The sequence below is a fragment of the Bacillus sp. UNC41MFS5 genome, from assembly GCF_000686805.1.
The window spans coordinates 1-26,124 of record NZ_JMLP01000019.1 but is presented as its reverse complement, the minus strand read 5'-3'; the positions used below and the strand labels follow the sequence as shown (position 1 = coordinate 26,124).

The 26,124-nt window shown below is 36.6% G+C and carries 22 protein-coding genes and 2 pseudogenes; 22 read left to right on the top strand and 2 right to left on the bottom strand.

The window, feature by feature from the left end; all coding sequences use genetic code 11:
• The 9 genes from BR30_RS0111395 to BR30_RS0111355 all read left to right on the top strand — a co-directional run bounded on the left by BR30_RS0111395 (position 1) and on the right by BR30_RS0111355 (position 14,226).
• The gene (locus BR30_RS0111395) at positions 1-942 is read left to right on the top strand and encodes a carbohydrate ABC transporter permease (protein WP_081825420.1); all 942 of its coding nucleotides are present in this window, start codon (positions 1-3) and stop codon (positions 940-942) included.
• A 35-nt stretch (positions 943-977) separates the two neighbouring features.
• Positions 978-1,685 carry a YesL family protein gene (locus BR30_RS0111390; RefSeq protein WP_026565134.1) on the top strand — a complete coding sequence of 236 codons (708 nt, stop codon included), beginning with the start codon at positions 978-980 and terminating at the stop codon, positions 1,683-1,685.
• Positions 1,686-1,833: 148 nt separating this feature from the next.
• Positions 1,834-3,624: a cache domain-containing sensor histidine kinase gene (locus tag BR30_RS0111385; RefSeq protein WP_026565133.1), complete on the top strand. Its 1,791-nt coding sequence runs from the start codon at positions 1,834-1,836 to the stop codon at positions 3,622-3,624.
• Positions 3,617-5,155: a response regulator gene (locus tag BR30_RS0111380; protein WP_026565132.1), complete on the top strand. Its 1,539-nt coding sequence runs from the start codon at positions 3,617-3,619 to the stop codon at positions 5,153-5,155. Before BR30_RS0111385 ends, BR30_RS0111380 begins: the two co-directional genes overlap by 8 nt.
• A gap of 48 nt (positions 5,156-5,203) precedes the next feature.
• Positions 5,204-6,451, top strand: a complete 1,248-nt coding sequence (locus BR30_RS0111375; protein ID WP_026565131.1) for an extracellular solute-binding protein — start codon at positions 5,204-5,206, stop codon at positions 6,449-6,451.
• Positions 6,452-6,454: 3 nt separating this feature from the next.
• On the top strand, positions 6,455-8,131 hold the full coding sequence (locus BR30_RS0111370) for a glycoside hydrolase family 13 protein (protein ID WP_026565130.1): 1,677 nt from the start codon (positions 6,455-6,457) through the stop codon (positions 8,129-8,131).
• Between the two features lie 329 nt (positions 8,132-8,460).
• The gene (locus BR30_RS33190) at positions 8,461-12,747 is read left to right on the top strand and encodes a glycoside hydrolase family 66 protein (protein WP_051633570.1); all 4,287 of its coding nucleotides are present in this window, start codon (positions 8,461-8,463) and stop codon (positions 12,745-12,747) included.
• Positions 12,748-13,015: 268 nt separating this feature from the next.
• The gene (locus BR30_RS0111360; RefSeq protein WP_026565129.1) at positions 13,016-13,999 is read left to right on the top strand and encodes an ROK family glucokinase; all 984 of its coding nucleotides are present in this window, start codon (positions 13,016-13,018) and stop codon (positions 13,997-13,999) included.
• Between the two features lie 38 nt (positions 14,000-14,037).
• Positions 14,038-14,226, top strand: a complete 189-nt coding sequence (locus BR30_RS0111355) for a hypothetical protein (RefSeq protein WP_026565128.1) — start codon at positions 14,038-14,040, stop codon at positions 14,224-14,226.
• 743 nt (positions 14,227-14,969) lie between these two features.
• On the opposite strand, the pseudogene BR30_RS0111350 reads toward BR30_RS0111355, so the two are convergent.
• Positions 14,970-15,353, bottom strand: a pseudogene (locus tag BR30_RS0111350) (transposase); the annotation flags it as partial.
• A 273-nt stretch (positions 15,354-15,626) separates the two neighbouring features.
• On the opposite strand from BR30_RS0111350, the gene BR30_RS33185 reads away from it, so the two are divergent.
• The 8 genes and pseudogenes from BR30_RS33185 (at position 15,627) to BR30_RS0111310 (ending at position 20,534) form a co-directional block, all read left to right on the top strand.
• Complete coding sequence (locus BR30_RS33185) at positions 15,627-16,079, top strand: nucleoside 2-deoxyribosyltransferase (protein WP_051633569.1); 453 nt, start codon at positions 15,627-15,629, stop codon at positions 16,077-16,079.
• Between the two features lie 143 nt (positions 16,080-16,222).
• The gene (gene spxA, locus BR30_RS0111340) at positions 16,223-16,618 is read left to right on the top strand and encodes a transcriptional regulator SpxA (protein WP_026565126.1); all 396 of its coding nucleotides are present in this window, start codon (positions 16,223-16,225) and stop codon (positions 16,616-16,618) included.
• A 127-nt stretch (positions 16,619-16,745) separates the two neighbouring features.
• The gene (locus tag BR30_RS0111335; RefSeq protein WP_026565125.1) at positions 16,746-17,171 is read left to right on the top strand and encodes a MarR family winged helix-turn-helix transcriptional regulator; all 426 of its coding nucleotides are present in this window, start codon (positions 16,746-16,748) and stop codon (positions 17,169-17,171) included.
• Between the two features lie 185 nt (positions 17,172-17,356).
• Positions 17,357-18,295, top strand: a complete 939-nt coding sequence (locus BR30_RS0111330; protein WP_026565124.1) for a ring-cleaving dioxygenase — start codon at positions 17,357-17,359, stop codon at positions 18,293-18,295.
• A 47-nt stretch (positions 18,296-18,342) separates the two neighbouring features.
• Positions 18,343-18,568: pseudogene (locus BR30_RS0111325) on the top strand (ring-cleaving dioxygenase); the annotation flags it as partial.
• Complete coding sequence (locus BR30_RS0111320; protein ID WP_026565122.1) at positions 18,568-19,170, top strand: alpha/beta hydrolase; 603 nt, start codon at positions 18,568-18,570, stop codon at positions 19,168-19,170. The pseudogene BR30_RS0111325 and the gene BR30_RS0111320, both read left to right, overlap by 1 nt.
• A 133-nt stretch (positions 19,171-19,303) precedes the next feature.
• On the top strand, positions 19,304-19,969 hold the full coding sequence (gene wrbA / locus BR30_RS0111315) for an NAD(P)H:quinone oxidoreductase (protein ID WP_026565121.1): 666 nt from the start codon (positions 19,304-19,306) through the stop codon (positions 19,967-19,969).
• 136 nt (positions 19,970-20,105) lie between these two features.
• On the top strand, positions 20,106-20,534 hold the full coding sequence (locus BR30_RS0111310; protein WP_026565120.1) for an organic hydroperoxide resistance protein: 429 nt from the start codon (positions 20,106-20,108) through the stop codon (positions 20,532-20,534).
• 707 nt (positions 20,535-21,241) lie between these two features.
• Here BR30_RS0111310 and BR30_RS0111305 read toward each other — a convergent pair.
• Positions 21,242-21,682, bottom strand: a complete 441-nt coding sequence (locus BR30_RS0111305) for a PaaI family thioesterase (protein ID WP_026565119.1) — start codon at positions 21,680-21,682, stop codon at positions 21,242-21,244.
• A 186-nt stretch (positions 21,683-21,868) separates the two neighbouring features.
• Here BR30_RS0111305 and BR30_RS0111300 point away from each other — a divergent pair, with 186 nt between their 5' ends.
• The 5 genes from BR30_RS0111300 to BR30_RS0111280 all read left to right on the top strand — a co-directional run.
• Positions 21,869-22,474 carry a TetR/AcrR family transcriptional regulator gene (locus BR30_RS0111300; protein WP_026565118.1) on the top strand — a complete coding sequence of 202 codons (606 nt, stop codon included), beginning with the start codon at positions 21,869-21,871 and terminating at the stop codon, positions 22,472-22,474.
• Between the two features lie 60 nt (positions 22,475-22,534).
• Positions 22,535-23,890 carry an MFS transporter gene (locus tag BR30_RS0111295; RefSeq protein WP_026565117.1) on the top strand — a complete coding sequence of 452 codons (1,356 nt, stop codon included), beginning with the start codon at positions 22,535-22,537 and terminating at the stop codon, positions 23,888-23,890.
• 105 nt (positions 23,891-23,995) lie between these two features.
• Entirely contained in the window at positions 23,996-24,550 is a 555-nt protein-coding gene (locus BR30_RS0111290) for a TetR/AcrR family transcriptional regulator (protein ID WP_026565116.1), read from the top strand.
• 222 nt (positions 24,551-24,772) lie between these two features.
• On the top strand, positions 24,773-25,147 hold the full coding sequence (locus BR30_RS0111285; RefSeq protein ID WP_331280784.1) for an ArsR/SmtB family transcription factor: 375 nt from the start codon (positions 24,773-24,775) through the stop codon (positions 25,145-25,147).
• 219 nt (positions 25,148-25,366) lie between these two features.
• On the top strand, positions 25,367-26,124 hold a 758-nt coding region (locus tag BR30_RS0111280), incomplete at its 3' end, for an MFS transporter (protein WP_026565114.1).

Here is a 26,124-nt window from a genome sequence, read left to right as displayed (position 1 = left end):
ATGAAATCAAAAACAGTTGGCAGTCAGTTTGCCGTTGTATGGGGGAAAGAGTCGATAAAATCCAAACGTTCTAAACCCTTTGGAAGTCGGATCGCCGATTTATGTATTTGGGCAATCCTATTGCTTATGACGGCCCTATGCGTGTTACCTTTACTTAATATGGTATCTATTTCTTTTAGTGACAGAGTTGCGGCTCAAGCAAATGAGGTTGGCTTGTTGCCAGTTAATTTCAATGTAAGTTCTTATCAGGTCTTACTTGGAGATGCACAATTTTGGCGTTCCTTTATGATTTCTGTGGAAAGAGTTGTTTTAGGGACTTCTTTGAACATGTTGTTAACGATTTTAATGGCCTATCCGTTGTCTAAAAATAAACGGGAATTTGGTGCAAGAAATATTTATATGAATCTATTGATTTTCGCGATGCTCTTTTCCGGTGGGATGATCCCAACGTTCCTAGTTGTAAAGAACTTAGGTTTGATTGATACTATTTGGTCACTAATTTTACCGGGGGCAGTGCCGATTTTTAATGTTATTTTATTAATGAACTTTTTTAAGAGTATTCCAGGATCGTTGGAAGAAGCCGCTATTATGGATGGTGCGACAAAATTAAAAGTTTTGTTTAAAGTTTACTTGCCCATTTCGCTGCCGGCTTTGGCAACTATTTCACTTTTTTCTATTGTAGGGCATTGGAATGATTATTTTAGTGGTTTGCTTTACATTAACAAAGCTGCTAACTATCCACTGCAAACGTATATTCAACAATTGAACATTGACGTTACTAAAATTACGGATGTGTCACAATTAAAAGCTGTTGCAGCCATTTCAAACCAAACACTGAATGCAGCTAAGATTGTGGTCTCTACGATACCAGTATTATTAATCTATCCGTTTTTGCAAAAATATTTTACAAGTGGGTTAGTGATCGGTTCTGTTAAAGAATAGGTATATTTTCCTGTTTGTATTTAGGAGGATACAAAATGAACTTGTTTAAATACAGTGATCAGTTGATGAAGTGGCTCTATATGATTCTAAAACTGACGGGTATTTGGTGGCTATTTAATCTTCCTTATGTTTTTTTAGGGGTGAATCTTTTGGGGGCACCCGATGTAACTAGTGTACACACGATGGTCATCGTCGGTATAGTTCTCTTACCCTTTGTGGCAGTACCGACTACGGTAGCTACCTTGGCTTTGGCAAGAAGATATGTGAAGGGTGACGACGGGTTTCCATTGCTTAAAATATTCTGGAATTATTACAAAAGAGAGTATGTAAAAAGTATGGTTTTAGGCTGTCTCAATGCCACTGCGTTGATCGTTTTTTATCTATCACTAAGGTATTATTCAGGGCTGTCCTCACTATTGGCAATTGTCTTTTACGTATTAGTCATTGTGACACCATTTTTCTTTTTATTTGTATACAGTTTCCTTGTTGATCAGGAACTGCCTTTGAAAGCGTATCTTACTAATGCCATGTATCTATTGTTCCTGCATCCTTTGAATACAGTTCTGATGATTCTGGATGTAGTAGTCGCGGCTTATATCATGTGGATGGTATTTCCTGCTTTTCTACTCTTTATTCTCCCAGGATTAATAGCATTGATAGTGACTTATTTCTATCAAAAGAGTATGGACAATGAAATTAAAAAAAGGCAACCAGTTCATAACCTTAATGCAAATTCATTATAAGGAAGTTGAAAATAGCGTTTTGTCCATTCTGACCATGAAAATAAAACAGTAAAGGCAAATTCGTGAAAGTATTAAATAGCTTGAACCATTCTAGGTGAATGGGTAACATGTAATACAGATGTATGACGTAAAGAAGGGGATCTCACTGATGAAGAAGATGCTGGTAAACAAGTTTTCAACAAAGGTCATCATAGCCATATTCATTAGTATATTGATTCCTAGTTCGTTCATCAGTGTATTCTATTTTATTTCTTCATCTAACATTGTGAAAGAGAATGTAAGAGAATCTTCACTTCAAACAGCTAAACAGGCTGCTGACTCCCTATCTTTCGTTTTATCAGTAGGAAGTGATATGTCGGATCTCCTATACAGTAATAAGCAGCTTCAGGATATTATCAAAATGGATGAGGATCCCCTGCTCTCTTCGATAGATAAAGAACAGAATGGTGCCGAATTGACTTCATTTTTAAACTCACAAATTTATTCGAGTTCCTTTGTCAGAATCCTTTATATTTTAAAGGATGAAGGAACAAGCTGGGGAAGCGGTACCTTTTCTTATGTCAAATTGGGCAGATATCGACTCCATGATTTTAACTGGATCCAGGAATCGATAAAGAAAGACGGCGATCTGGTTTGGCAGGGGCTTCAATATGATCTTTTTAGCGGGGCCGGTGAGAATACCGACCTTGTCCTGCCTGTCACTAGGGTAATGAAAGACCTTGATACTATGGAAAATATCGCTTTTATTCAGGTGAATCTGGATGGAAGGTCCATTTTGAATAAAATCGAACAATTGAAGCTAGGCAAAACGGGTCATTTTTTCGTTGTAGATGATCAGGGGCGAATCATGATTGATTCCAATATGGATAAAATCAGCAAGCCGATTGAAAATGCCGATTTAAACAAGCACATCCGAAATAATAAGGTTAATGAATTTGAATACAAAGAGAATGGGGATTTCTTTTACGGAGTGAAACAACCGCTTTCAAATGGCTGGAACATTGTGGGTATTGTTCCGATTGACGAAATCACCGGTGAACTGGCAAAGGTACAGCGAATTACGATTCTCTCCTCCATCATGTTTACTCTGTTTGCTGTTGTATTTGGTTTGTTCGCAGCAAATAAAGTGACAAAGCCGATTTTGACTCTGACGGAGCATATGAGGCAGGTTGGGAAAGGGAATTTTAAAGTCAGAACCCATATTAAATCAAATGATGAAATTGGTTTGATGAGTGACACCTTTAATCAAATGACGAAACAAGTTGACCAGTTGATGGAACAGGTAAAAGAGGAACAAAGCCTTAAGACAGAAGCGGAACTTCGGGCGATTAAACATCGAATCAATCCTCATTTTCTGTTTAATACATTAAGTACGATTCGCTGGCTTGTAAAATTCAAGCAAACAGAAAAGGCAAATACAGCCTTATCAGCTTTAAGCCGGTTACTTGAAGCAAGCATGGGGAAAAGTGGTACCTTTGTAATGCTTCAGCAAGAGTTAGAAATCATTGAAAAATTCCTTGTTATACTACAAATTCGATACGAGCAGTCCTTCCACCTCAAACTGGAAATGGAAGCTGGGACAGAAGGGTTTATAATTCCAAGAATGCTTATTCAGCCTATAGTTGAAAATGCAGTTTTTCATGGCTTAGTCCCTACAGGAAAATCAGGGGTGATATCCATGAAAGCTTATTCCATAGGCAAGGGTGTAAAAATCGAAATCCAGGATAATGGAGTCGGGATCAATAAAGAAAGATTAGACCAAATCTTGCCATCGGAAGAATCCAAAAATTCTTTCATAGGAATCGGGTTAAATCATGTGTATGATTCGGTACGGCTTTATTTTTCGCCTGCATCAAGCGTGGATATTAAAAGCGGAGTTCACGGAACGCTGGTTACATTAGAATTATTCCCGAAGGATGGAGGTGAAAATCATGTATAACGTAATGATTGTAGATGATGAACCAGTCATTCGATTTGGTTTAAAGGCTTCTGTTGATTGGGCCGAGGAGGGCCTCCATTATCTGGGAGATTATCCGAATGGAGAGGAAGCTCTCAAAGCAGCTGAGGGTCGACTAGTTGATTTGTTAATCACGGATATCAAAATGCCTGTCATGGATGGCATCACTTTAATGAAGGAAATGCTTCAGAGGTTTCCTAATTTAAAAGTAATTTTAGTCAGTAGTTATACCGATTTTGACTATGTTCGGGAAGGCTTAAAGCTTGGCGCTGTGGATTATGTTTTGAAACCAACATTGGAACCTGAAGAATTTGTGAAACTTATCCAAAAAACTGTGGAAATGATAAAAAAAGAGCGGCTAGTTGAAGAGAAACTACAGTTGGCCAATCAGACTACTTTTTTAAGTGAACGTAAAAAATTAGAACAAGCCATCAAAAAAGTCATTCTTGAGGATTCTAATCTTAATGAGCTTCATCAGAAATTCGGATGGATGCAAGAGCCCTTCCTTATGTTAACAATGAGCCTAAATCATGTGGATAAGCTGGAGGAACAGCATGGCTTTTTATTTAAGACAATGCTTTTGGAAGACGTCCAAAATTATTTCTACAAGAATATGGACGAAGGAATATGTTTTCCAGTTAATGAGAACCAAATGCTTTTCTTACTATACACATCATTAGATCCGTATGCTGACATAGAAAAATTAAAAAAGGAAATTGAGCTCGAAACAAGCTTCAGCTTTACTGTTGGTTTTGAGGTAATTCGAGATCTTTCTTTTGTAAAGCAAGGATTTAAAAGAAGTGGCTCAGCCCGCGAACGAAGATTTTTTAATCCAGGTGCATCCATTTTCCGATATGAGCAGTTTCATGAGGGAAAATTGCCTCCTTTAGATACGGCTTCGCTTCACCAGATTTTATTGCCCTATGATAAACAAAGTCTTACAGATTTCCTCAGCAGAAGATTTCAAGAATGGGAATCGGTGGTTATTTCCCCAGTAGACATAAAAAACGATGCGTGTGAGATTATTAGATATTTATTTATAAAGCAATGGAATGCTGATGAATTAATGGAAAAATACGAGCAGTTAAAAAAGATTGAAACGCTCGATGAATTAAAAAAGACCTTGTTGTTGCAAATAAGAGAGTATTCAGAGTTAATTCAATTTAGTAAGCAACACCCACAAGGTGAAAATGTGATCATGAAAAAAGCACTGGAGTTTATTCATGATCATTATACGGAAGAACTGACATTGCAACTCGTTTCAAGTCATGTCCATATCAGCCGTAATTATTTTAGTGTCTTGTTTAAAAGGCTTGTCGGTCAGAATTTTATCGACTATGTCATGGATTTACGTGTCCGAAAGGCAAAAGAATTATTGGAAAATACTTCATTAAAAGTGTATGAAGTGGCGGAACAATCTGGGTTTAAGGATGTAAAGTATTTTAGCAAGCTTTTTAAGAAATTAATGGGCTCTTCTCCCATTGATTTCCGGACGAAGAATCAGAGCCCATAATAATGTTGCAGCTATGAACATACCTGTTTTGGAAGGGGGATGATGGCTTTGAACAGATGGCTTTTGGCTATTGTCTTAGCAGGATTTGTTATGATCACAGGATGTAATAATCAATCGATTATAGATGGCGATTATTCTCTTCAGAAACCTAATAACAAAAAAGAAGAGATTATTGTCTGGCATACCTATAGTGAAGAAGAAACAGCAGTTTTTGAAAACGAGGTCATTCCCCTATTTGAAAAACAGCATCCTAATCTTGATGTAAAGCCTGTCCGCCAGCCCTATGGTGAACAGTTGAAGTGGACTCTTCTTGCTAGAGCTTCTGCCAAGAAGCCACCTGATGTCGTACGGATGGATATTTCCTGGGTTCCATTTTTCGCTAAAATGGGACAAATCTCTTCTGTTAGTGATTTCAAGGATTTTCACTTTGTAAAGGAAGGTTTCCTGGAAACTCCGTTAAAATCGAATCTTTTTAACGGAAAATATTATGGCCTTCCTCTAAATACCAATACGAAGGCTGCCATTTACAATCGCGAGTTGCTAAAGAACGCTGGATACACCAGACCTCCAGGAAATATGGATGAACTACTGGATTTAATCGTTAATCACCATTACCAACTAGGCCTGACTGGATATACACCCTGGAATAGTTTGCCGTACTTTTATGGGTTTGGCGGGACACTATTAAATCCTGATTATACTAAGGCAGATGGATTTTTAAACAGCCCAAAAAGTATTCAAGCGGTTAAGAAATTACGGATCCTCTATAACTCCTCGGGGAAAACGGATACGTGGCAGGGAGTCGTTGATGGAAAGTATTTTATGATTGATGAAGGCCCTTGGTTCTATAGTGTCCAAACTCCTCAAAAGCTGGAAGAAATTACCGAGAATACTATCTCTGCTCCGTTTCCCGTTACAAATGGAAAAGGGTCTGTGCTTGGCGGGGAAAACCTTGTTATCATGAAAGGAGCTAGGAATTTACAAGCGAGTTGGACGTTTATTAAATGGATGGCTAGTCCGGAACCACAAAAGCTTCTGATGAAAACCGGCTTAATGCCAACGGTAAAAGGAATCAAAATAAAAGAATCGACTAAGGAATCAGGCTACTTAAGCAGTTATATTGAAGGGGTGAAGAATTCCTTTTCACTACCGCCAGTGAGTAATTGGGCCGAGATTGAAGAAATTTATATAAAATATTTAAGGATGATAATCCTAGAACAAATCGCTGTAAAAGAAGGATTGTCGCTTGCAGCAAAAGAAATTGATAGCTTACTTTTGAAAGAGAAAGGAAGATAAAAAATGGAGAAACAATGGTGGAAGGAAAGTGTTGTGTATCAAATTTATCCGCGAAGTTTTATGGATAGCAATGGAGACGGAATCGGCGATCTTCGTGGAATTATTTCAAAGCTTGATTATTTAAATGAACTGGGAGTAGATGTGATCTGGCTGTCGCCAGTTTATAAGTCGCCAAATGATGATAATGGTTATGATATTAGTGATTATCAAAATATCATGGATGAGTTTGGATCAATGGTAGATATGGACGAATTATTAAAACAGATACATGAACGCGGAATGAAGTTGATGATGGATCTGGTAGTAAATCATTCATCAGATGAGCACCACTGGTTTGTCGAGTCCCGTAAATCGAAGGATAATCCGTATCGTGACTATTATATTTGGCGGCCGGGAAAGGATGGGACAGAACCAAATAACTGGACCTCTTTTTTCAGCGGTTCGGCGTGGCAATATGATGAAGCAACCGAAGAATATTTCCTTCATCTTTTTAGTAAAAAACAGCCAGACCTGAATTGGGATAATCCAACCTTAAGAAAAGAAATTTATGACATGATGAAATGGTGGCTGGATAAAGGAATAGATGGTTTCCGAATGGATGTTATTAACTTGATTTCCAAAGTAGATGGACTCCCAAGTGCACCTGGAGGGAAGCAGTACGACTGGGGCGGCGATTTCTTCATGAACGGTCCGCGTGTCCATGAGTACCTGCAGGAAATGAATCGTGAAGTTCTATCGAAATATGACATCATGACAGTGGGTGAAAGTCCGGGTGCATCTACTGATGATGCCGTAAAATATGCTAACAATGAAGGTACAGAATTGAATATGATTTTCACCTTTGAGCACATGGATCTAGATTCAGGTCCTGGCGGCAAATGGAATGTAAAACCATGGAAGTTGGCCGATTTGAAGGACGTCATGTCAAAATGGCAGAACGATCTGGACGGCAAGGGGTGGAACAGTCTTTATTTAAATAACCATGACCAGCCGCGGATGGTTTCCCGTTTCGGAAATGACAAGGAATATAGGGTTGAATCAGGTAAAATGCTCGGTACCTTCCTTCATATGATGAAAGGAACCCCATACATCTATCAAGGTGAAGAGCTTGGGATGACAAACGTTCGTTTTGAAAATTTGGAAGATTACAATGATATTGAAATCCACAATATGTATAGGGAAACAGTTGCAAAAGGTGATGCAGATCACAATACAATAATGGAGGCAATCTATAATAAGGGCCGCGACAATGCAAGAACGCCAATGCAATGGGATAGCAGTGAAAATGGAGGTTTTACAACAGGTATTCCGTGGCTAAAGTTGAATCCAAATTATAAGGACATCAATGCGGCAAAAGCTATTGCTGATCCAGACTCCATCTTTCATTACTATCAGCAGCTTATTAAGCTGCGTAAAGAAAACGAAATAATTGTATATGGAAAATATGAATTGATTTTGGAAGATGATGAAAAGATTTATGCATATACGCGAACATTAGAGAATGAAAAATTAGTTGTTTTGTGCAATTTCTCTGCTGAGGAATCGCCATTTAAATTGCCAAAAGAGTTTGAACTTGATATAGCAGAGTTGTTAATTGGCAACTATAAAGTTGATGCAGGAGATTCTATTAATTTATTTATTTTGAAGCCTTATGAAGCTAGAGTATATTTGCTTAAATAATGTTTATTTGTTTGGCCCTGCCTTAATTGGCAGGGTCTTTTTTTGGGGGGTGAAGGACAATTTTAATAGAAATTTGTACAGTTTTTATGTTCCTATAAAACTCAGTCAATTTTGGTGTTTTTTATCTCTCAACTAGTAATAATAAAAAACTCCCTCTAACATGTTTCTATTTTCCATGAACAAAATATAAGACACCAACAAAGTAATGTTAACGGTTACAAAATTTTGTAATTTAAATGAAAATAAACCTAACATCCTTTTCCGAAAGGGAATACAAGATTAGTTTTGGCGAACGCTTCCATAAATCTTAAGAAACTAAGGAGGAAAGCATGAAAATTTTCAAACGTAAACGAAAAAAGTTTTCACTTATCAGTTTAGTAGCATTAAATTTGGCATTAACGTCGGTGCCGTTTACACCAGTGATCAAAGCTCACGCCACTAGCGAGCAAATATCTCAGGCAGCTAAAAAGCAACTACCTGCAGAACCTATTCAAGCATTTTTGGTAGACAAATCACGTTATAATCCGGGAGAAAAAGTAACGATGTCGCTGTTGTTCGATTCATCCCAAGAGTGGAAGGGCACGCTTAATTTGGAAGTCTATCATTTAAATGAGAAGGTCGCGGAAGGTAAGAAAAATATTCTGGTCAAGAAGGATCTAAAGGGAGTGGAAATCGTATGGACACCTTCCGCTGAAGACTTTCGAGGCTATCTGGTGAAAGCATCCATTGAGGGTTCCAATCAAGTTCTTACAGCAGCAATTGATGTCTCCAGTGATTGGACTCATTATCCACGGTACGGTTATACAACGGAGTTTCCTAAAGAGACAACAGCTGAAAGTGATAAGAAGATGAAGCAGCTTACACAAGAATACTATTTAAATGGATTTCAATTTTATGATTGGATGTGGCGGCACGATGTATCTGTTTATTCCAAAACGGATAGCAGCGGGAAACCACTTTTAGACGAAAAAGGAAATTTTATTACACAGGAGATCGGACCGAATACTGCTTATAATGATTTATTAGGCCGTAAACTTTTTCCGTTGTCCATAAAACAGCAAGTTCAAGCAGCGCAAAAATATAATGCAGCAGCCTTAGCTTACCAAATGAATTATGCAGCTAGGGAAAATTACGAGGATTTTGAAGTGAAAAAAGAATGGGGGCTGTATCGGAAGAATGCTCAATTCCCAAATCCTAAACTTGCTGATCAGGAAGGTTTTTTCTTTGACTGGGCGAATACAGGCCTATACCTGCAGGATCCAGGCAATCCACTATGGCAAAAATACATTAACAAAGAGTTTACTAGAAGTGTAAACGAATTTGGCTTTGACGGCATACACCTAGATCAGTGGGGCGCGAATGATAATGATTACTTATATGATTACAGTGGTGAGAAACGTTATTTTTCAAAGGACTATGATTCTCTGATTAATTCAGTAAAAGATTCTCTTGTAAAGAATGATAATAAGAAAAATTTTGTTACCTTCAATATGGTTGGTGGAAATGAAGGTTACAAGGATGTTCCGATTCCATCTACAAACACAGATTTTGATTATAGTGAAATTTGGCAGGATAAAGACAACTATCGAGATTTAGTAAAAGTAGTTGAGGAAACCCGTAAGACAAATGGTGGAAAAGCTGTTGTCATTGCTGGATATATGAATTATAAGCAGGCTACCGGAGACCACTATGAGGTGGCAGATGTGAAAGGTGTTCCTAAATCAGAGCAATTTGTATCGCGTATTCAAAAAACTCCTGGTTGGGTTGGGGACTTTGGAAAAAAGGACGAAGATCAAATTATATGGAAAGTAGATATTCCTGATGCAGGAACCTACAATGTTTCTCTCAAATACGGACATGATAATGGCGATAGCCCTGAAGGGAAATTATCTGTCAATAATCAAATCGTTAATAATGCGATAACTTTTAATGAAAAAACAGGATGGGGAAATCCTGTGGCGATTAAAAATTTATCATTAGATTTAGAAAAAGGAACAAATCAAATAAAACTTCAACTCAATACTAATGATCTCTGGTTAAACGTAGATAGTATAGTTGTTAAAAAGGATTTGTTTGAAAAAGAATATGAGGCAGAAGATGCGGAACTAATCAGTTGTAAAGTAGATAAAATTGGACATGTATATAACTTTGATACAGACGGAGACTTTATTAAATTTACAGTGAATGAAGATCAGGCAGGAACATACCCAATTAAATTTGGATATGGTGTTGAAAGCGTGGCTGTAAATCGTCATATGTATGTCAATGATGAACTCGCTTTTGATTCTATTAAGTTCGAACCTACTGGTGGCTGGGAAGCTTTTGAAAATTCTAAAGAAATTCAAGTGCCGTTAAAAGCAGGAGAAAACAAAGTTGTTCTAAAAGTAGAAGGTGCCAACGATACAGGGGGGAAAGTTGATTACATGATGGTTGGAGATACGCGATTCCAAGCTGAAAGAGCAGAAATCGGCTGGGAGCCAACACGGCAACCTATATTGGAAAAATCAACTAATTCTATAAGTAACTTTAAACAACAGGGAGATTATGTATCTTTTAAAGTAGATGCTAATGAGTCAAAAGAATATCCAATCTCCGTTGCGTATAAAAATGCAGGCAGTGTAACACAACGAAGCTTTTTCGTTAATGGTAAAAAAGCTGGAGTGGTTAACTTCTCCAAAACAAGCGGCGATGGCTGGAATAAAGTTGAAATTCCAATCTATCTATTTAAAGGAACAAATGAGATACAACTGAAGATGGAAGGACAAACCGCTGAAACAGGAATAGAAGTCGACAATTTTGAAGTGAATAATAGAGTGATAGAAGCTGAACAAGCCGACCTTGGATGGAATCCTTTTGTGGAAAGAACTAGTAGTATTGCTGTTTCTCCTGGTAAGACTGATAACTTTGGAAGCGCAGGCGAACGTGCTATTTTCACTGTCAATAATCAAAGGGAAACTGATACACTAAGATTTAAATATAAAACAGGCAATAATCCAAAAGTAAATATCTATGTCGATGGAAAATTAATTCCAGCAAACAACAGTTATGTTGATGGAAAAACAGTTTCTGAAAATATATTTTCCAGTACACCAGGTGGTTGGGATGGTGCGATGGTTGAGAAGTCGATAAAAGCAACTGTCCCTGCTGGCCAGCATGAGGTTGTGTTTGAACTGGCTTCAAATGGTGAGTATATCAATTTAGATAGTTTACTGGTTGGTGATGAAGAATATCAAGTCGAAGAAGCAGTATTTGCTCCGGAGGGTAATGGAATTACTACTTCAATAGGAAATGTGTATGATTTTAATGAAGATGGGGATTTCTTAACTTTTGAGGTAAATGCTCCACATACAGGAAACTTTGATTTAGTCTGGAGATATAACAATGACTCTTTATCGAAAAGAACTGCAAATCGTTCTGTCTATGTAAATGATGAGAAAATGAAAAACATTAGCTTTACTTATAGTAACAGTTGGAAAGATGAAACCATGACTGGAATTCCTTTGAAAGAAGGAAAAAATAAGATAACCATTAGAGTGGAAAATCTCGATGATGACGGGGTGAAGTTGGATTATTTGCAAATAGGAAGTAAAAAATATCAAGCAGAATCTACCAATTCTCTTCCTCCAATGCATATCTACAAAGATACATTGTTAAATTTCGGGCATGCAGGGGACGAAGTAACGTTTGACGTAAATTTAGCTCAAAAGGGAGAGACTAGTTTTATCTTTACTTATGCTAATGCAGGAGCAGATACAGTAAGGGAAATTTATGTAGATGGAAAACAGATATTAGATGACAATAGGAAACCTTATACGGTTGCATTTAAGAGTACAGGAAGTAAGGATTCCTATAGTGAGGATGGATACGTTGTTTTACCAGGTTTAGACTCAGGGAAACATAAAATAACATTGAAACAAGAGGAAAATCAAAAAGGATCTATTGATTTACGCAGAATGACAATAGGCCTATTTGATGAACCATCAGTACGTTTAATGGATGCGGGATTAGCGGCTCTGGGTGCAACACATATTGAATTGGGTACTGCTGAAAAATATGAAGAAGGACCTAACATGTTGGCCCATGAATATTATCCAAATCGTAGCAAAAAAATGACAAGTCCTCTTAAAGGATCGATGAAGGATTACTATAAGTTCTTCGCTGCTTACGAAAATCTTCTGTTTGATAGTAAAGAGACGGATCGATTGATAAAGGTGGAGGAAAAAGGGCAGCCACTTAAAGTTAGCAGAAATGGAGAGAAAAATACCATTTGGTCGATTGTCAGGGAAAATAGTAATAATAAAGGATTTGAGGATTACGATGTTGTTCATCTTATCAATCTCTTAAATAATGATTCAAACTGGAGAAATGCCGCTTTAACACCGAATAAGTATAATGATATAACGGTACACTATCCTATTGGAAAGAGCCAACAAGAACTGCCTGACTTAAAAGTTTATACGGCAAGCCCGGATGCAGATCAGGGACAATTAAAAGAAATTCAATATAAATGGGAGAATAAAGAGATAGTTATTACTCTTCCAAGTCTGGAATATTGGGGAATGATTGTCATTGACCGCGACGGAACTGAAAATATAAAACCGACGAAAATAAAATAGTTATAGAGATAAGTAATAGAGTTATAGAACTTTGATGGAACGCATTGAATCCTCAATGTGTTTCATCTTTATTTAGGTGTAGCCTAGTAGTACTAAGCTGCGGAATACCGTTTAAATCATTAATATCAGCATAGATTAATTTATAAAAAGTGTTGCTAGCTGTATAAATAAAAAAGAGATATAAATAAAACTAAGTAGATTTCAAGGGCTTTTTTGGAACGCTGAAGTAGGAAAATCACAAATATAATACAGAAATAGAGTGATGGGTATGGATGAAAAATGGTTAGTTGGTGTTGATTTAGGTGGCACCACGATTAAAATGGCATTTATTAGTTTGCATGGTGAAATCATTTATAGCTGGGAGATAGATACTGACAAAAGAGAAAGGGGTCAGTTTATTCCAATAGCGATTGCAAGATCGATTGATCAAAAGTTGGAGGAATTAAATCAAACTAAAAATCGGCTAATCGGTATTGGAATCGGAGCGCCGGGGCCTGTTAATGAGGATGATGGTTCCATAGAGGTAGCTGTTAATTTGGGATGGGAGAACTTTCCTTTAAAAGATATTCTTGAGAGGGAAACTTCTTTGCCAGTTGTCGTTGAAAATGATGCCAATATTGCAGCAATCGGTGAAATGTGGAAAGGTGCTGGCAAGGGAGCTACGAATTTGATCTTTGTAACATTAGGGACAGGCGTAGGGGGTGGGATTATCGTTAATGGTGAGATTGTACATGGTGCAAATGGAGCTGGTGGTGAAATTGGTCATATTACTTCTGTTCCTAAGGATGGTTCAGCTTGTAATTGTGGGAAATCGGGATGTTTAGAAACTGTTGCGTCTGCAAGAGGAATTGTCCATTTAGCACAAAAGGAACTATCTGTTACTGATTGTACTAGTAAATTAAGGGACTTTTATGAGGAAAATCAAACCCTAACAGCCAAGAAAGTTTTTGATGCTGCAAACGAAGGGGATGAAATTTCTAAGAAAATCATCCAACAGGTTGTATATAACTTAGGACTGGCTCTTGCCAATTTAGCTAATGCCTTAAATCCAGAAAAAATTGTACTAGGAGGCGGAGTTTCAAAAGCAGGTGGCGCACTTTTGGGACCTTTGAAACAGGAATTTATTTCTTTTGCTTTTCCAAGAGTGGCTCAAGGTGTTGAGATTGTTACTGCAACACTAGGAAATAATGCAGGCGTAATTGGAGGAGCGTGGCTGATAAAAGAGAAACTGTTGATAAATTTAAATAAATGAAATGTGCATTCCTTTGAAAAAATTAGGGGGCGGTTTTGTTGAAATCAAATCAAGAAACCCTTGAAGATTTAAAAAAAGAATTGCTTCGAATCGGTTCAACGAATCAAAGGGATTATGATTTAATGAAGAGGAAAAACCAAGTATTTAGTACAACTATTTGTCGAAGATTAAAATTATGTTGGCCAAGGGTTGTCGATAAAACAGGGCTAATATCTACAAAGAAGTAATGGTACAATCGTCCGTATTCTTTTTTATTTTTTACGCTTTAACTAGTGAATATGAAAATAGACATAAAAAGGAAATGACGAGGAATTTGGATTTTTATTATTCAAAACCTCGTCATATTTTTCTTTATTTTGTTCAATTAAGTAATCTTAATAAAAATTAGTAAATCATATTCCATTAGTTCAAATACATTTATAATTTTGTAATGTGCCGTGAGTTACATAAAATAAGTAAAAATAAGTTTTCGTGTGTAGTAAAAATATTAAGATTACTTTTTACAAAGTGCCTTATATTTAGGTGGATTAAATGGCATCCCCAGTGGCATGCTTTTGGCACCCAACTTAAAATAATCAGCGATAATTTTTGATTATTAGGAAATACAATAGGTAGCAAACCACTTGATAAATAAACATTTATAGAAACTGTCGGTAACAATAAATAACTAGAAAGAATACAAGACTCGTCCTTTTCAAGGTTGAGGTCATTTACAATAACGCAGATTAATGGTCAATTTCGTAATATGCTAAACAGTAAAAATTAATAAAGTAAATAAAATAATCTGCAGACCAATTAAAACAGGATCTGCAGATGATGTCGGTAACATAGGGTTTGGTGCCGAATAGAAATAAAGTGATAACATTATGGTCACGAACTCAAAATAACCAACATTCGATTTGTAAAAACTAAAGATTTACTATTTCATTGTCCGTATTGAGAAAGATTGATGTTCTAAAAATTCATTCTACTAAGCTGCTATAGATGTTGGTATTTGGAGTTTTTCAGATCTATAGGATTCATTTCTTCGAGCCATTCCTACAAAAATTCTGGCCAACTTACCAATCAACTTCATAATTGATTCCATTTTCTTCATTTTTAAAACTTTAACATTATGGGTGTGCATTGCTTGGAATTCTGGGTTATTCATTACTAGGCTCGTTGTGGCTAAGTAAAGGAATCGCCGTAACCTTGACCTTCCGCGTTTTGATAAAACAAATTTCCCTTTCCACTTCCCAGAACTAGCTTCATCCAAATGTAATCCTGCATGTCGAAGTTGCGAATTACCGTGAGAAAATCCACTAATATATTCAGTTTCACCTAAAATACCAGCTAAAGAAATTCCGCTGTTTCCTTAAATGAAATAAGCAGGAACGCTTTTTGACTAAAGTTTAGTAGCTGACCAAGAGGCATTAGGTGATTGTATGAAATATACTTTCCTTGTTGAACTGAGAATCATAGGATTCATCCAGTTCAATCAGTGTTTCAGCAATCTGCTCGTTCCCGATGGGAGGAGATAACAAAAGGTTCTGTTACTCAAAAGTTGTTAAAAGAGGTACGTCATTTGTGATTTCTATTTTCATAAACCTCTTAATAATTATTTTTATAACCCTTTGGAGGTCAATAAATGAACGTATATTTGGCAGGACCATTTTTTAACTCAGAACAAATTGCACTGTTAGAAAAGTTAGAAATAATTTTATTTAATAAAGGATTAAATGTTTTTTCTCCACGAAAATACAAAAGTGAGTTTCCTTTTGGATCTTATCAATGGCAATATCAAAACTTTGTTACGGATGTAAATGCCATTCAGTATAGCGATATTATCTTTGCAGTTTATAACGATCAGGATCCTGGAACAATGTGGGAAGTGGGATATGCATGGTCGCTTAATAAACCTATCATTATTTTTAATACAAAAGAAAAAGTGCTAAATCTTATGATTGCACATTCTTCACATGCTTATTTAGATAGCTTTGATAAAGTAATTCAATATGATTTTAATAAATTGCCTCGAATACTTTATCATGGAGCTGAACTTAAAAATTTATACCAGCAACGGAAAAGATCCATTAGGTAATAATATAATTTTTTCCATTTTTTAATATAAAAATAGATTGTTGACAAATTGATAAAATTATTTATAATTAAGTTATCTTTAATTTGAGATAATTAGATTTGAGATAAAATTAAAAAAAGTATTAAATGGAAGGTCTTGTTAAAATGGTAACTTTATATTTAACACCTAGTTGTGTATATTGCCGTAAAGCTAAAGCTTGGCTTGAGGACCACCAAATTACTTACAAAGAAAGAAACATTTTATCTGAACCGATTACGATCGATGAGATTAAAAAAATTCTTCATCTAACAGAATATGGTACAGATCAAATCATTTCAAAAAATTCGAAAGCTTTTCAAAAATTGAATGGCAACATTGAATCTTTATCACTTCAAGAATTGTACAAAATCATTAAAGATAACCCAGAATTATTACGAACACCGTTAATCATTGATGAAAAAAAGTTACAAGTCGGATATAACGGAGAAGAAATTCGTAGATTTATGCCTCGTAAAAATCGAATTTTTCAACTTCGTGAAGCTCAACAAATGATTAATTAAATCTGAAGTTTAATCCAAATAAAATGAGATTTTGACTAAAATAACATTGTAAATTATATTATTTTTATTAATATCTCGAATCCGAGATATTTTAAAACGAGAAATTTCATTAGAAGAGGTGGTTAAAATGAAAAGAGAATGCGCCAACCAACCATTTCTAGAATTGATGCATACTTCAAAAGTAATCCAGGAGCGAATAAGGGATGAGATGGCCAAAAATAACCTAAGTATTACAGAATTTTCGGTTTTAGAAGTCCTTTACCATAATGAAAAACAAACGATTCAGCAGATTGGTAATAGCATCCTAATATCCAGTGGTTCGATGACGTATGTTATTGACAAATTAGAACAAAAAGGTTTATTAAATCGACTTCCATGTCCTGATGACAGGCGTGTAATACATGTGACATTAACTGATGCTGGAATTGATTTGATGGAGAAAATCATGCCAAAACATCAAGAATTGGTGGATGATATTTTTGGTTCATTAAACCCTGATGAGGCACAGATAATAGTCAATCTTTTGAAAAAAATTAAAAAAGTGAAAAAATGAATTTTTAGAATAAATATCTCGAATTAGAGATTATTGAATTAAAAACAGTTGATTGCAATAGAGTTTAATTATATCAATTGTACAAAATAATTATTATGGATTAGATTAATACAATTTAAGTTTTACTAAGGATCAGACAATTTAAAATGATTGGTAAAAAAACTTTAGATAATGGAGTGACAAAAATGACAAAGAAAACCATGGGTATTCACCATATAACAGCAATTGTAGGGCATCCGCAGGAAAATGTAGATTTCTACGCTGGAGTTCTTGGGTTACGATTAGTGAAACAAACGGTAAATTTTGATGATCCTGGTACTTATCATCTTTATTTCGGTAATGAAGGGGGAAAACCAGGTACGATTATTACCTTTTTCCCATGGGCTGGTGCTCGTCAAGGAATCATTGGTGACGGTCAAGTGGGGGTCACTTCTTATGTTGTTCCGAAAGGTGCTATGGAATTTTGGGAAAAAAGACTTGAAAAATTCAATGTTTCATTCACTAAAATGGAACGCTTTGGAGAGCAATATTTAGAATTTGATGATCCGCATGGACTTCACTTGGAAATTGTTGAAAGAGAAAAAGGGGAAGTCAATACATTCACTTTCGGTGGGGTAACTCCTGAAGTTGCTATCAAAGGGTTTGGCGGCGCAACTCTTTTATCTGCACAACCTAACAAAACCGGGGAATTGTTAGAAAATGTAATGGGACTTGAATTAATCGGAAAAGAAGGAGATTTCGCTCGTTATCGTTCTTCTGCAGATATCGGAAATATTATCGACCTAAAATTAACTCCTATTGGACGCGGTCAAATGGGTGTAGGAACAGTACACCATATTGCATGGCGGGCTAAAGATGACCAGGATCAATTGGATTGGAAGAGGTATGTTGAGACGAACGGGTATGGTGTTACACCCGTACAGGATCGAAACTACTTTAATGCGATTTACTTTAGAGAACATGGAGAAATTCTATTTGAAATTGCAACAGATCCACCTGGATTCGCTCATGATGAATCATTGGCGACGATGGGAGAAAAATTGATGTTGCCATCACAATACGAACCGCATAGAGGAGAAATTGAGCAAGTATTGATTCCGATTGAAGTAAGAGAATTAGATTAATTCACGAAAAGGAAGAATTGTTTCGATATGATAAGCCTCTGGACGATCCGACAGAAATACTTGATCGGAAACTACTTTAAAGCTCTTTATTTTCATGAAGAAGGGGGAATCATCTTCGAAATAGCGACCGACCCGCCAGGCTTTTCGGTTGATGAACCTGTCGCTGAACTTGGAAAAAAACTTATGTTACCTTCATGGTTAGAGTCAAAGCGTGAAGAATTAGAAGAAACCTTACCTTTTGCGGAGGTTCGAGTATTGGAAGGAGATAAATGATGAAACATATATTTAATAAGGGGACTGATCCATCAAAACCAACTTTACTGTTGCTACACGGTACAGGTGGAAATGAATTAGACCTGCTGCCACTTGCGGGAAGAATTGATGATGAGGCTTCAGTATTAAGTGTACGTGGGAATATATTGGAAAATGGAATGCCTCGATTTTTCCGAAGATTAGCTGAAGGAGTTTTTGATGAAGAAGATTTAATATTCAGAACAAAGGAGTTAAATGAGTTTCTTGACGAAGCATCACAAAAATATGGTTTTGACCGAAATAATATTTTGGCAATTGGGTATTCAAATGGCGCAAATATTGCCGCTAGTTTATTATTCCATTATCAAAATGCATTAAAGGGTGCCATTCTTCATCATCCAATGGTGCCGAGAAAAGGAATTGATCTTCCAGATTTGTCAGGGAAGTCAGTATTTATTGCTGCTGGAACAAATGACCCAATCTGCTCACCATTGGAATCTGCTGAACTACAATCGTTACTTGAGCACGCAAACGCAAAGGTTGAACTTCATTGGGAGAATAGAGGCCATCAGTTAACCGTCGAAGAGGTAGAAGAAGCAGCACAATGGTATCGCAAACTATAATTAAATAATAAAAATTTCAGACAATGAATCGAATATAAATCAACTGTTTTTTAATGAGAATCAAAAAAATAAAGAAACGGCATTATAATGAATATTAATTGAAAATGATTGAGAAAATAGGTGGTGTATTAAAATGGGTTTTTTATCAAAACTATTTGGGGATTCATCAGAAAAGGAGGTCGAAACTATGACAAATGTAAAATTAGCCGTAATTTATTACAGCATGGGTGGAACAAACTATCAATTAGCAAAATGGGCTGAAGAAGGAGCAAAAGTAGCGGGTGCTGAAGTAAAAGTATTAAAAGTCCCTGAGCTTGCACCACAATCAGTTATTGAAGGAAATCCTGGTTGGAAAGCTCATGTTGAAGCAACAAAGGCAGTACCTGAAGTAACATTAAATGATTTGGAATGGGCAGATGCCATTATCTTCAGTGTACCTACGCGATTTGGTAACATGCCTGCACAAATGAAGCAATTTTTGGATACAACCGGAGGTTTATGGTTTAACGGAAAACTTGTAAACAAAGTAGTTAGCGCCATGGCTTCTGCACAAAATCCTCATGGCGGTCAAGAAGCAACGATTTTATCCCTTTATACCACCATGTATCATTGGGGTGCAATTGTAGCAGCTCCTGGTTATACAGATCCAGTCACCTTCGGAGCAGGTGGTAACCCTTATGGAACAAGTGTTACTGTTGGACAAGATGGGAAAATGATCGAAGACGTACAGGCCGCTGTTAAACATCAAGCTAAACGTACCGTTACAGTTGCGGAGTGGGTCAAAAAAGCGAATCAATAACATTTTGACCGATAAGAAAAGCTAGTCGGAAATTTCAGATTAGCTTTTCAAAATGTTAGGTTTTGAATTAAGGGTAATAAGCTATCTCTTTGTGAACATTAAGGCAAGACATTATTCTTTAAAAAGGAGAAAATCGATGACTACAAAACCATTATTCACATCATCTGCAACAGCTAGTGGAGGAAGACAAGGCAGAGTTGAATCATCTGATGGCAAGATAAAAGTGGATTTAGCAATGCCCGGCTCCCCAAGAGCGAAAGAATTACCAAACGCGACAAACCCTGAACAGTTGTTCGCTAGCGGTTACTCTGCTTGTTTCGATGGGGCTTTACAGCACATCGCAAGGCAGGAACATGTCAAATTCGAATCACAAGTAACGGCAAATGTAGATTTCTTAAAAGATGAGGCCGATCAAGGATTCAAAATTGCGGTAACGTTGCAAGTAAAAGGGACTGGTGTGGAAAAGGAAAAATTAGAAGAGCTTGTACATAAGGCCCACGAATTCTGTCCATACTCAAAAGCCACAAGAGGGAATATTGACGTCACTCTCCAGGTTGTTGAATAAATCAAATTCATTGGTTGGATCTAATTTATTAAAAAAATAAATGGCTTGTGGAGGAAAGTGTTCTGCAATATAAGTTTGTCTTACATTTTTAATACCAAAAAATTAATACTGAGAATTAAATAAAACGCCTCAGGACAATTCAGAGGCGTTTTAGACATAAATGCTCAATTCAAAACTATTTTTCGGATCTCACAGAATTTAATTTTCATGGTAGTGCAACAAGCAAAAAAAGACGCTTAAACAGTTGATAATCTTAAACTATTGCACCCGTTCTTTACTAACAGGCCACGCCAACACAAAAAATAAAGCTGCTGTAAAAAGCAGCTTTATCATCATCCACTCAAGCACTATGGTTAAATAAGAGAGAAATTTTTGTTAAATTTTAAAGTTTTGTTTCAAATGGATTTGAATATCTGAAATATGGACAAGTTCATTTCTAATTTTGTCAATATGTTTTATTTCACAATACCCACTTTCATATATCCATTGAATGATAAATTTCTCTCCATTGAAAATTATAATATCACCATTTTTCAGTTTTTATGACCCCCTGCCAAAAAACTAATATATAAAATAAGGCTGTTTTATAAATGATTATTGTTTTCTGTTAAACAAAAATGAACAGCTAGACTCTTGTTTTGATAAGATAATAAACCATTTGGATCCGCTGGAACATTACCAGTAATTTATAAGCTAAATTTGTACTCCTATCTTCCTGCTGATTTTTCTCCTCGAAGAATCATACATGTGCTTAAAGCATGGGCGACTAGGGAACCTCCTTCATCAAAAACATCACACTTAATCAACCCTATAGTGTTTCCTCTTTTCATAACCTCTCCTTTTGCTATAATTTTTTCGTTCCAGACGGGTTTTAAATAGTTAATTTTAAGTTCAACGGTTGTAAAGGATTCATTAGTTTCTAATGTACTCGCAAAGGCTACACCCATCGCCATATCGGCAATATCACATAGAATCCCACCGTGGATTGTCCCCATAGGATTTGCATGTTTTTCTGTATTACATTCTAATTCAAAAACTGCTTTTCCTTCTTCGACATCTACCAGCTCCGCCCCAATTAACCTTGCAATGGGTGGTGGTGGAACTTCACCATTCATAATTTTTTGCATATCAAGAACTTTTTTACTCATTTTAACAACCCTCCATTATAAAAAATACAAAACGGTCTGTTTTTATTATATACTTTAATAGATTTTATTTGTCAATATAATTGCAATGTTCAGATAAAGATAAAGTGATTTTGAAGACTTATAGAGTTATACTAAATTTAACAGACCGTTCAGTTTGAAAAATCAGTCAGAAAAGAGGACAAAAATATGCGCAAAGGCGAACGAACGAAGCAGATGATTATTGAAAAAGCCTCTGGGCTATTAAATATAGAAGGTTATATGAGTACTTCTATTACTGCTATCATGGAAGAAACCGGGATGGAAAAGGGAGGAATATATAATCATTTTAAAAGTAAAGCAGAACTTTCATTGGAAGCATTTTCCTACTCAATTAATACCATGTCCATGACTTTTCAAAAAGCAATTGATAACCAAAATACTACTATTGAAAAGCTGTATGCTATACTTGATGTTTTTTTGTTATTAGTAGAAGGGAAGCCTATTCCTGGAGGTTGTCCGATCTTAAATGCAGCGATAGAGTCAGATGATGCACATCCCGATTTACGGGAGGCGACAGTAAGGGCCATGAATGATTTATATTCCATGATTGTTCGAATAGTTCGAAAGGGGATAAAAAACGGAGAAATCATTTCTACAATAGATTCTGAAACTTTTACAACTATATTTATATCCACAATTGAGGGTTCTCTTATGATGACAAAGCTATATTATGACCCCATTTATATAAACCGCTCTATTGGCTTCTTAAGAGATTACCTAGCTAAACTTGAAACGACGAATAATAAAGGTTGAGAATTGAATTATTCACTTTATTTAAAGAATAAAAAATAACATCGGATAGGAGCTAACAATATGAATGACAAAATCGTAATGCCGGTATGGACGTTCGGACTGTTCATCGTCATGATGAACACGACGATGTTTAACGTCTCCATTCCGAGCATCATTAAGGATATCGGGGTTTCGGCGTCACTTGGATCGTGGATTGTTTCAAGTTACTCGATCGGATATGGATTATCAACGGTGATTTTCAGCAGACTTTCCGACGTCCTGCCTATTCGAAGATTGCTGGCAGTTGGACTCATGATACTGGGGCTTTCTTCCGTATTCGGCATCTTCGCGACGAATTTTCAAGCTCTGCTAATAGCTCGAATTGCGCAGTCCGCCGGCGCAGGCGTGATGCCGGGACTTGGCCTCGTTTTAGCCAGCCGGTATATTCCTTATGAAAGGCGAGGCAGAGCAATTTCAATGATTTCGGCGGGAACTGCCATGGCATTTGGCCTCGGGCCAATCGTCGGTGGGATGATCAGCGAGTACATCGGCTGGAAATGGTTATTTGCTGTCTCTTGCCATGTGCTTGCTCTTCTCCCAATTCTGCTGCGCCTGCTCCCCAAAGAGGAGCCAAAGCTTTTCCGGTTTGATATAACCGGCGCTTTTCTGACTGTCGTCCATGCGGTGACTCTTCTCACCGCCGTAACGCAACGTTCAGCCGTCTGGCTGACAGCCGGATTGTTATCGATTGCTGCCCATGTCTGGCACCTCAAACGCACGAAAGAATCTTTTATCAACCCGGAACTCTTGGCAAAGCCAATGTACCGGAAACTCCTTGTTGTCGGTTTCTTCCTTATGGTGCTGAATATCGGTAACTTGTTTTTAATGCCACTGGCACTTGCTAATCTATTTGGCAAATCTCCGTTGGCTATCGGCTTTACTATCGGACCAGGCGCCGTTTTATCAGCCTTTCTCACGTTCTTCATCGGACGCTGGATCGACCAGTACGGCAGTGTGCGGTTTCTGATACTCGGGCATGGGATTTTAGTTCTCGTTTTGATAGCCTTTTGGGCAGACCTAGGCACATCACCGACTGTCATCTTGCTCGGGTACCTATTCTTCTCGCCTGCGACCTCTGTAACGTTAGCTTCTTTAAACTACGAAACGTCACGTATTTTGCCGAACAAGTTGATCGGTTCAGGAATGGGATTTATGCAACTCATCCAGTTTTTCGGCGGTTCATTTTCCGTTGCGGTTTGCGGTATATTACTCGAATTTCAAAAAAAGAATTCGCTGGTTCGTGCCTATGAAAATGTGTACGGCACTTTAATTGCGGTATGCATTTTCTCGTTAATCACGCTGCTCTGGTACATGCTATCCGTCCGTCGGTCCGAGTCTTCGAGGGGTAACATAACGGAAAAAGCGCGGGCGAGATAGCGAAATAAATGAACAATTGAGGAAAAATAGATTTGGTAAATAAAAAGTGGCCAGTAACATCATGGAGGTATTGACACTTACCTATTAGTAAGTTAAAATTGCACTATGGAAAATCGAAAAGTACAAATAATAGATTTAGCAATGCAGTTAATTCAACAAAAAGGGTATGTAGCGTTTAGCTACGATGACATTTCTAAACAACTGGGTGTCACAAAGGCAAGCATTCACTATCATTTTGAGAAAAAGGAGGATCTAGGAGCGGCGATTACCGATAGGATCATGCAACGATTGGATAGATTTTCGAATAGCAATGCCTCTATATCGCCAAAAGAGAAGCTAAAGAATTTTTTTACGGACAGAATGGAACGATTTAGATGTTATGACATTTGCCCAATCTCGTCCTTACAAACAGATTTTGAATCTTTGCCTGAGGCAATGCAGAAAAAGGTAAAGGAAATAAGCGAAAAGGAACTATTAATTATTACGAATATACTCCGGGAAATACAGGAACAAGGTGACCTTCAATCTTCAGTCGATGTCGATTCTCTTGCCCTAATGATTTTGGCTGCTGGTAAAGGGGTTCTTCAATACCAACGTGTGCTTGGAAAGGACCTTATCGCCGATTTTATGAAACAAGTAAGCAATCTTACTGATAAATAGCAGCTTACATACCAACAACCGTTACTTTCACTAATAAGTAAAGGTTGTTGGTATAAAATTGTAGACTATACTGATCGCTTTACTCAGATTTCATAAACGAGCAAGCCAACTTAATATAAAGTATGGATAGATCGACTTTTAAAAAATTACGTTTATTGACAATTCAATTGGAATTATTCAGGAGGAGCGTTATGCTGTAAAAAAATAGCTTTATATGTTCCTTTGTTTGTTAGATATATTTGTGATGGCAGCTCAATTGACAGAGCATCTCTGATTAAATATAAAATTTCTAGAAATACTGGAATAATGGTTGCTGAAAGGAGGTTTTTAACAGTGAATGATGATATTGCAGTAAAAGTCTATAAGGCACTAGGTGAATCGACTCGTTTACAAATCGTAAAATTACTTACTCAACAATCAGAGTTAGCTTGCCTAGAAATGGCAAATCAATTAAAAGTCCCGAACAACTCAACATTGACGCATCATTTAAAACCATTACTCGATTGCGGATTATTAGCAGTTCGCAGAGAGGGAACCTTCAGATATTACAGTCTACAACGAGAAGTCCTTGCTCAATACGCTCCCGCTTTACTTTAATGTTAAAGCGGAATAATTTTACTTTTAATTTCATTATTTATAGAAATACTGAATAACTGAAATAAGCGAAGAAAATGGAAGGGTCAAATTAGCGAAGAAACAAATTCTTGAGGAAATTAAAAAATGGTTTAATAGGTTCTTTCATTTTGAAAATTATTTCAGTATTTATGTAAATATAGAAATATATAAATTAATAATATATCGAGGAGAAAATTTCACATGTCAAATACAGCAAGGATTTATATTTTAGCACTGATAAGTTTTTTAGTCGGTACTTCACAACCCATCATCTCAGGTATTTTGGATAAAATGGCAGAGGCTCTAGGAGTGTCAATTGGAGCGGCTGGTCAATTAATTACAGTCTTTTCATTAGCCTATGCCATCGGTACACCTATATTACTGGTATTAACGGCTAAAATGGAAAGACGTAAATTACTGATCTATGCGTTATTTGTTTTTATTGCAGGAAATTTACTTTCAGTGATTGTTCCCGGGTATGGATTATTTATAATTGCCCGCATTATTATGGCTTTAAGTACAGGTGTAGCGGTCGTTACAATTTTAAATATCGCCGCCAAGATTGCACCTGCTAATAAAAAGGCCAGTTCAATTGCAACAGTTGTCATGGGATTTACCGCATCATTAATCATTGGTGTTCCTATTGGACGTTTTATTACATCTACGTATGGCTGGAAATTTGTATTTATCGGTACCGCAATATTAGTTTTACTTGTCATTTTTATTGTTTTAAATACCATACCAAAAATGAATGGTGATGCTTCAATCCCTTTAACGAGACAAATGGCTATGTTCAAAAAACCAAAAATTGCTTTAGCATTATCAATCACCTTCTTTTTAATGACAGGGTACGGAATTCTTTTTACTTATTTATCTCCATTCCTTGTAAAAAATGTAGGAATGAGTGATTCTCTTATAAGCATTACTTTACTTGTTCTTGGAGTTGCAAGCTTATTTGG

What these genes read in the sequence shown, in the direction of transcription:
- BR30_RS0111395 (WP_081825420.1), top strand. Translation starts at nt 1, where the DNA reads ATGAAATCAAAAACAGTTGGCAGTCAGTTTGCCGTTGTATGGGGGAAA.
- BR30_RS0111390 (WP_026565134.1), top strand. Translation starts at nt 978, where the DNA reads ATGAACTTGTTTAAATACAGTGATCAGTTGATGAAGTGGCTCTATATG.
- BR30_RS0111385 (WP_026565133.1), top strand. Translation starts at nt 1,834, where the DNA reads ATGAAGAAGATGCTGGTAAACAAGTTTTCAACAAAGGTCATCATAGCC.
- BR30_RS0111380 (WP_026565132.1), top strand. Translation starts at nt 3,617, where the DNA reads ATGTATAACGTAATGATTGTAGATGATGAACCAGTCATTCGATTTGGT.
- BR30_RS0111370 (WP_026565130.1), top strand. Translation starts at nt 6,455, where the DNA reads ATGGAGAAACAATGGTGGAAGGAAAGTGTTGTGTATCAAATTTATCCG.
- BR30_RS33190 (WP_051633570.1), top strand. Translation starts at nt 8,461, where the DNA reads ATGAAAATTTTCAAACGTAAACGAAAAAAGTTTTCACTTATCAGTTTA.
- BR30_RS0111360 (WP_026565129.1), top strand. Translation starts at nt 13,016, where the DNA reads ATGGATGAAAAATGGTTAGTTGGTGTTGATTTAGGTGGCACCACGATT.
- BR30_RS33185 (WP_051633569.1), top strand. Translation starts at nt 15,627, where the DNA reads ATGAACGTATATTTGGCAGGACCATTTTTTAACTCAGAACAAATTGCA.
- spxA (WP_026565126.1), top strand. Translation starts at nt 16,223, where the DNA reads ATGGTAACTTTATATTTAACACCTAGTTGTGTATATTGCCGTAAAGCT.
- BR30_RS0111335 (WP_026565125.1), top strand. Translation starts at nt 16,746, where the DNA reads ATGAAAAGAGAATGCGCCAACCAACCATTTCTAGAATTGATGCATACT.
- BR30_RS0111330 (WP_026565124.1), top strand. Translation starts at nt 17,357, where the DNA reads ATGACAAAGAAAACCATGGGTATTCACCATATAACAGCAATTGTAGGG.
- BR30_RS0111320 (WP_026565122.1), top strand. Translation starts at nt 18,568, where the DNA reads ATGAAACATATATTTAATAAGGGGACTGATCCATCAAAACCAACTTTA.
- wrbA (WP_026565121.1), top strand. Translation starts at nt 19,304, where the DNA reads ATGGGTTTTTTATCAAAACTATTTGGGGATTCATCAGAAAAGGAGGTC.
- BR30_RS0111310 (WP_026565120.1), top strand. Translation starts at nt 20,106, where the DNA reads ATGACTACAAAACCATTATTCACATCATCTGCAACAGCTAGTGGAGGA.
- BR30_RS0111305 (WP_026565119.1), bottom strand. Translation starts at nt 21,682, where the DNA reads ATGAGTAAAAAAGTTCTTGATATGCAAAAAATTATGAATGGTGAAGTT.
- BR30_RS0111300 (WP_026565118.1), top strand. Translation starts at nt 21,869, where the DNA reads ATGCGCAAAGGCGAACGAACGAAGCAGATGATTATTGAAAAAGCCTCT.
- BR30_RS0111295 (WP_026565117.1), top strand. Translation starts at nt 22,535, where the DNA reads ATGAATGACAAAATCGTAATGCCGGTATGGACGTTCGGACTGTTCATC.
- BR30_RS0111290 (WP_026565116.1), top strand. Translation starts at nt 23,996, where the DNA reads ATGGAAAATCGAAAAGTACAAATAATAGATTTAGCAATGCAGTTAATT.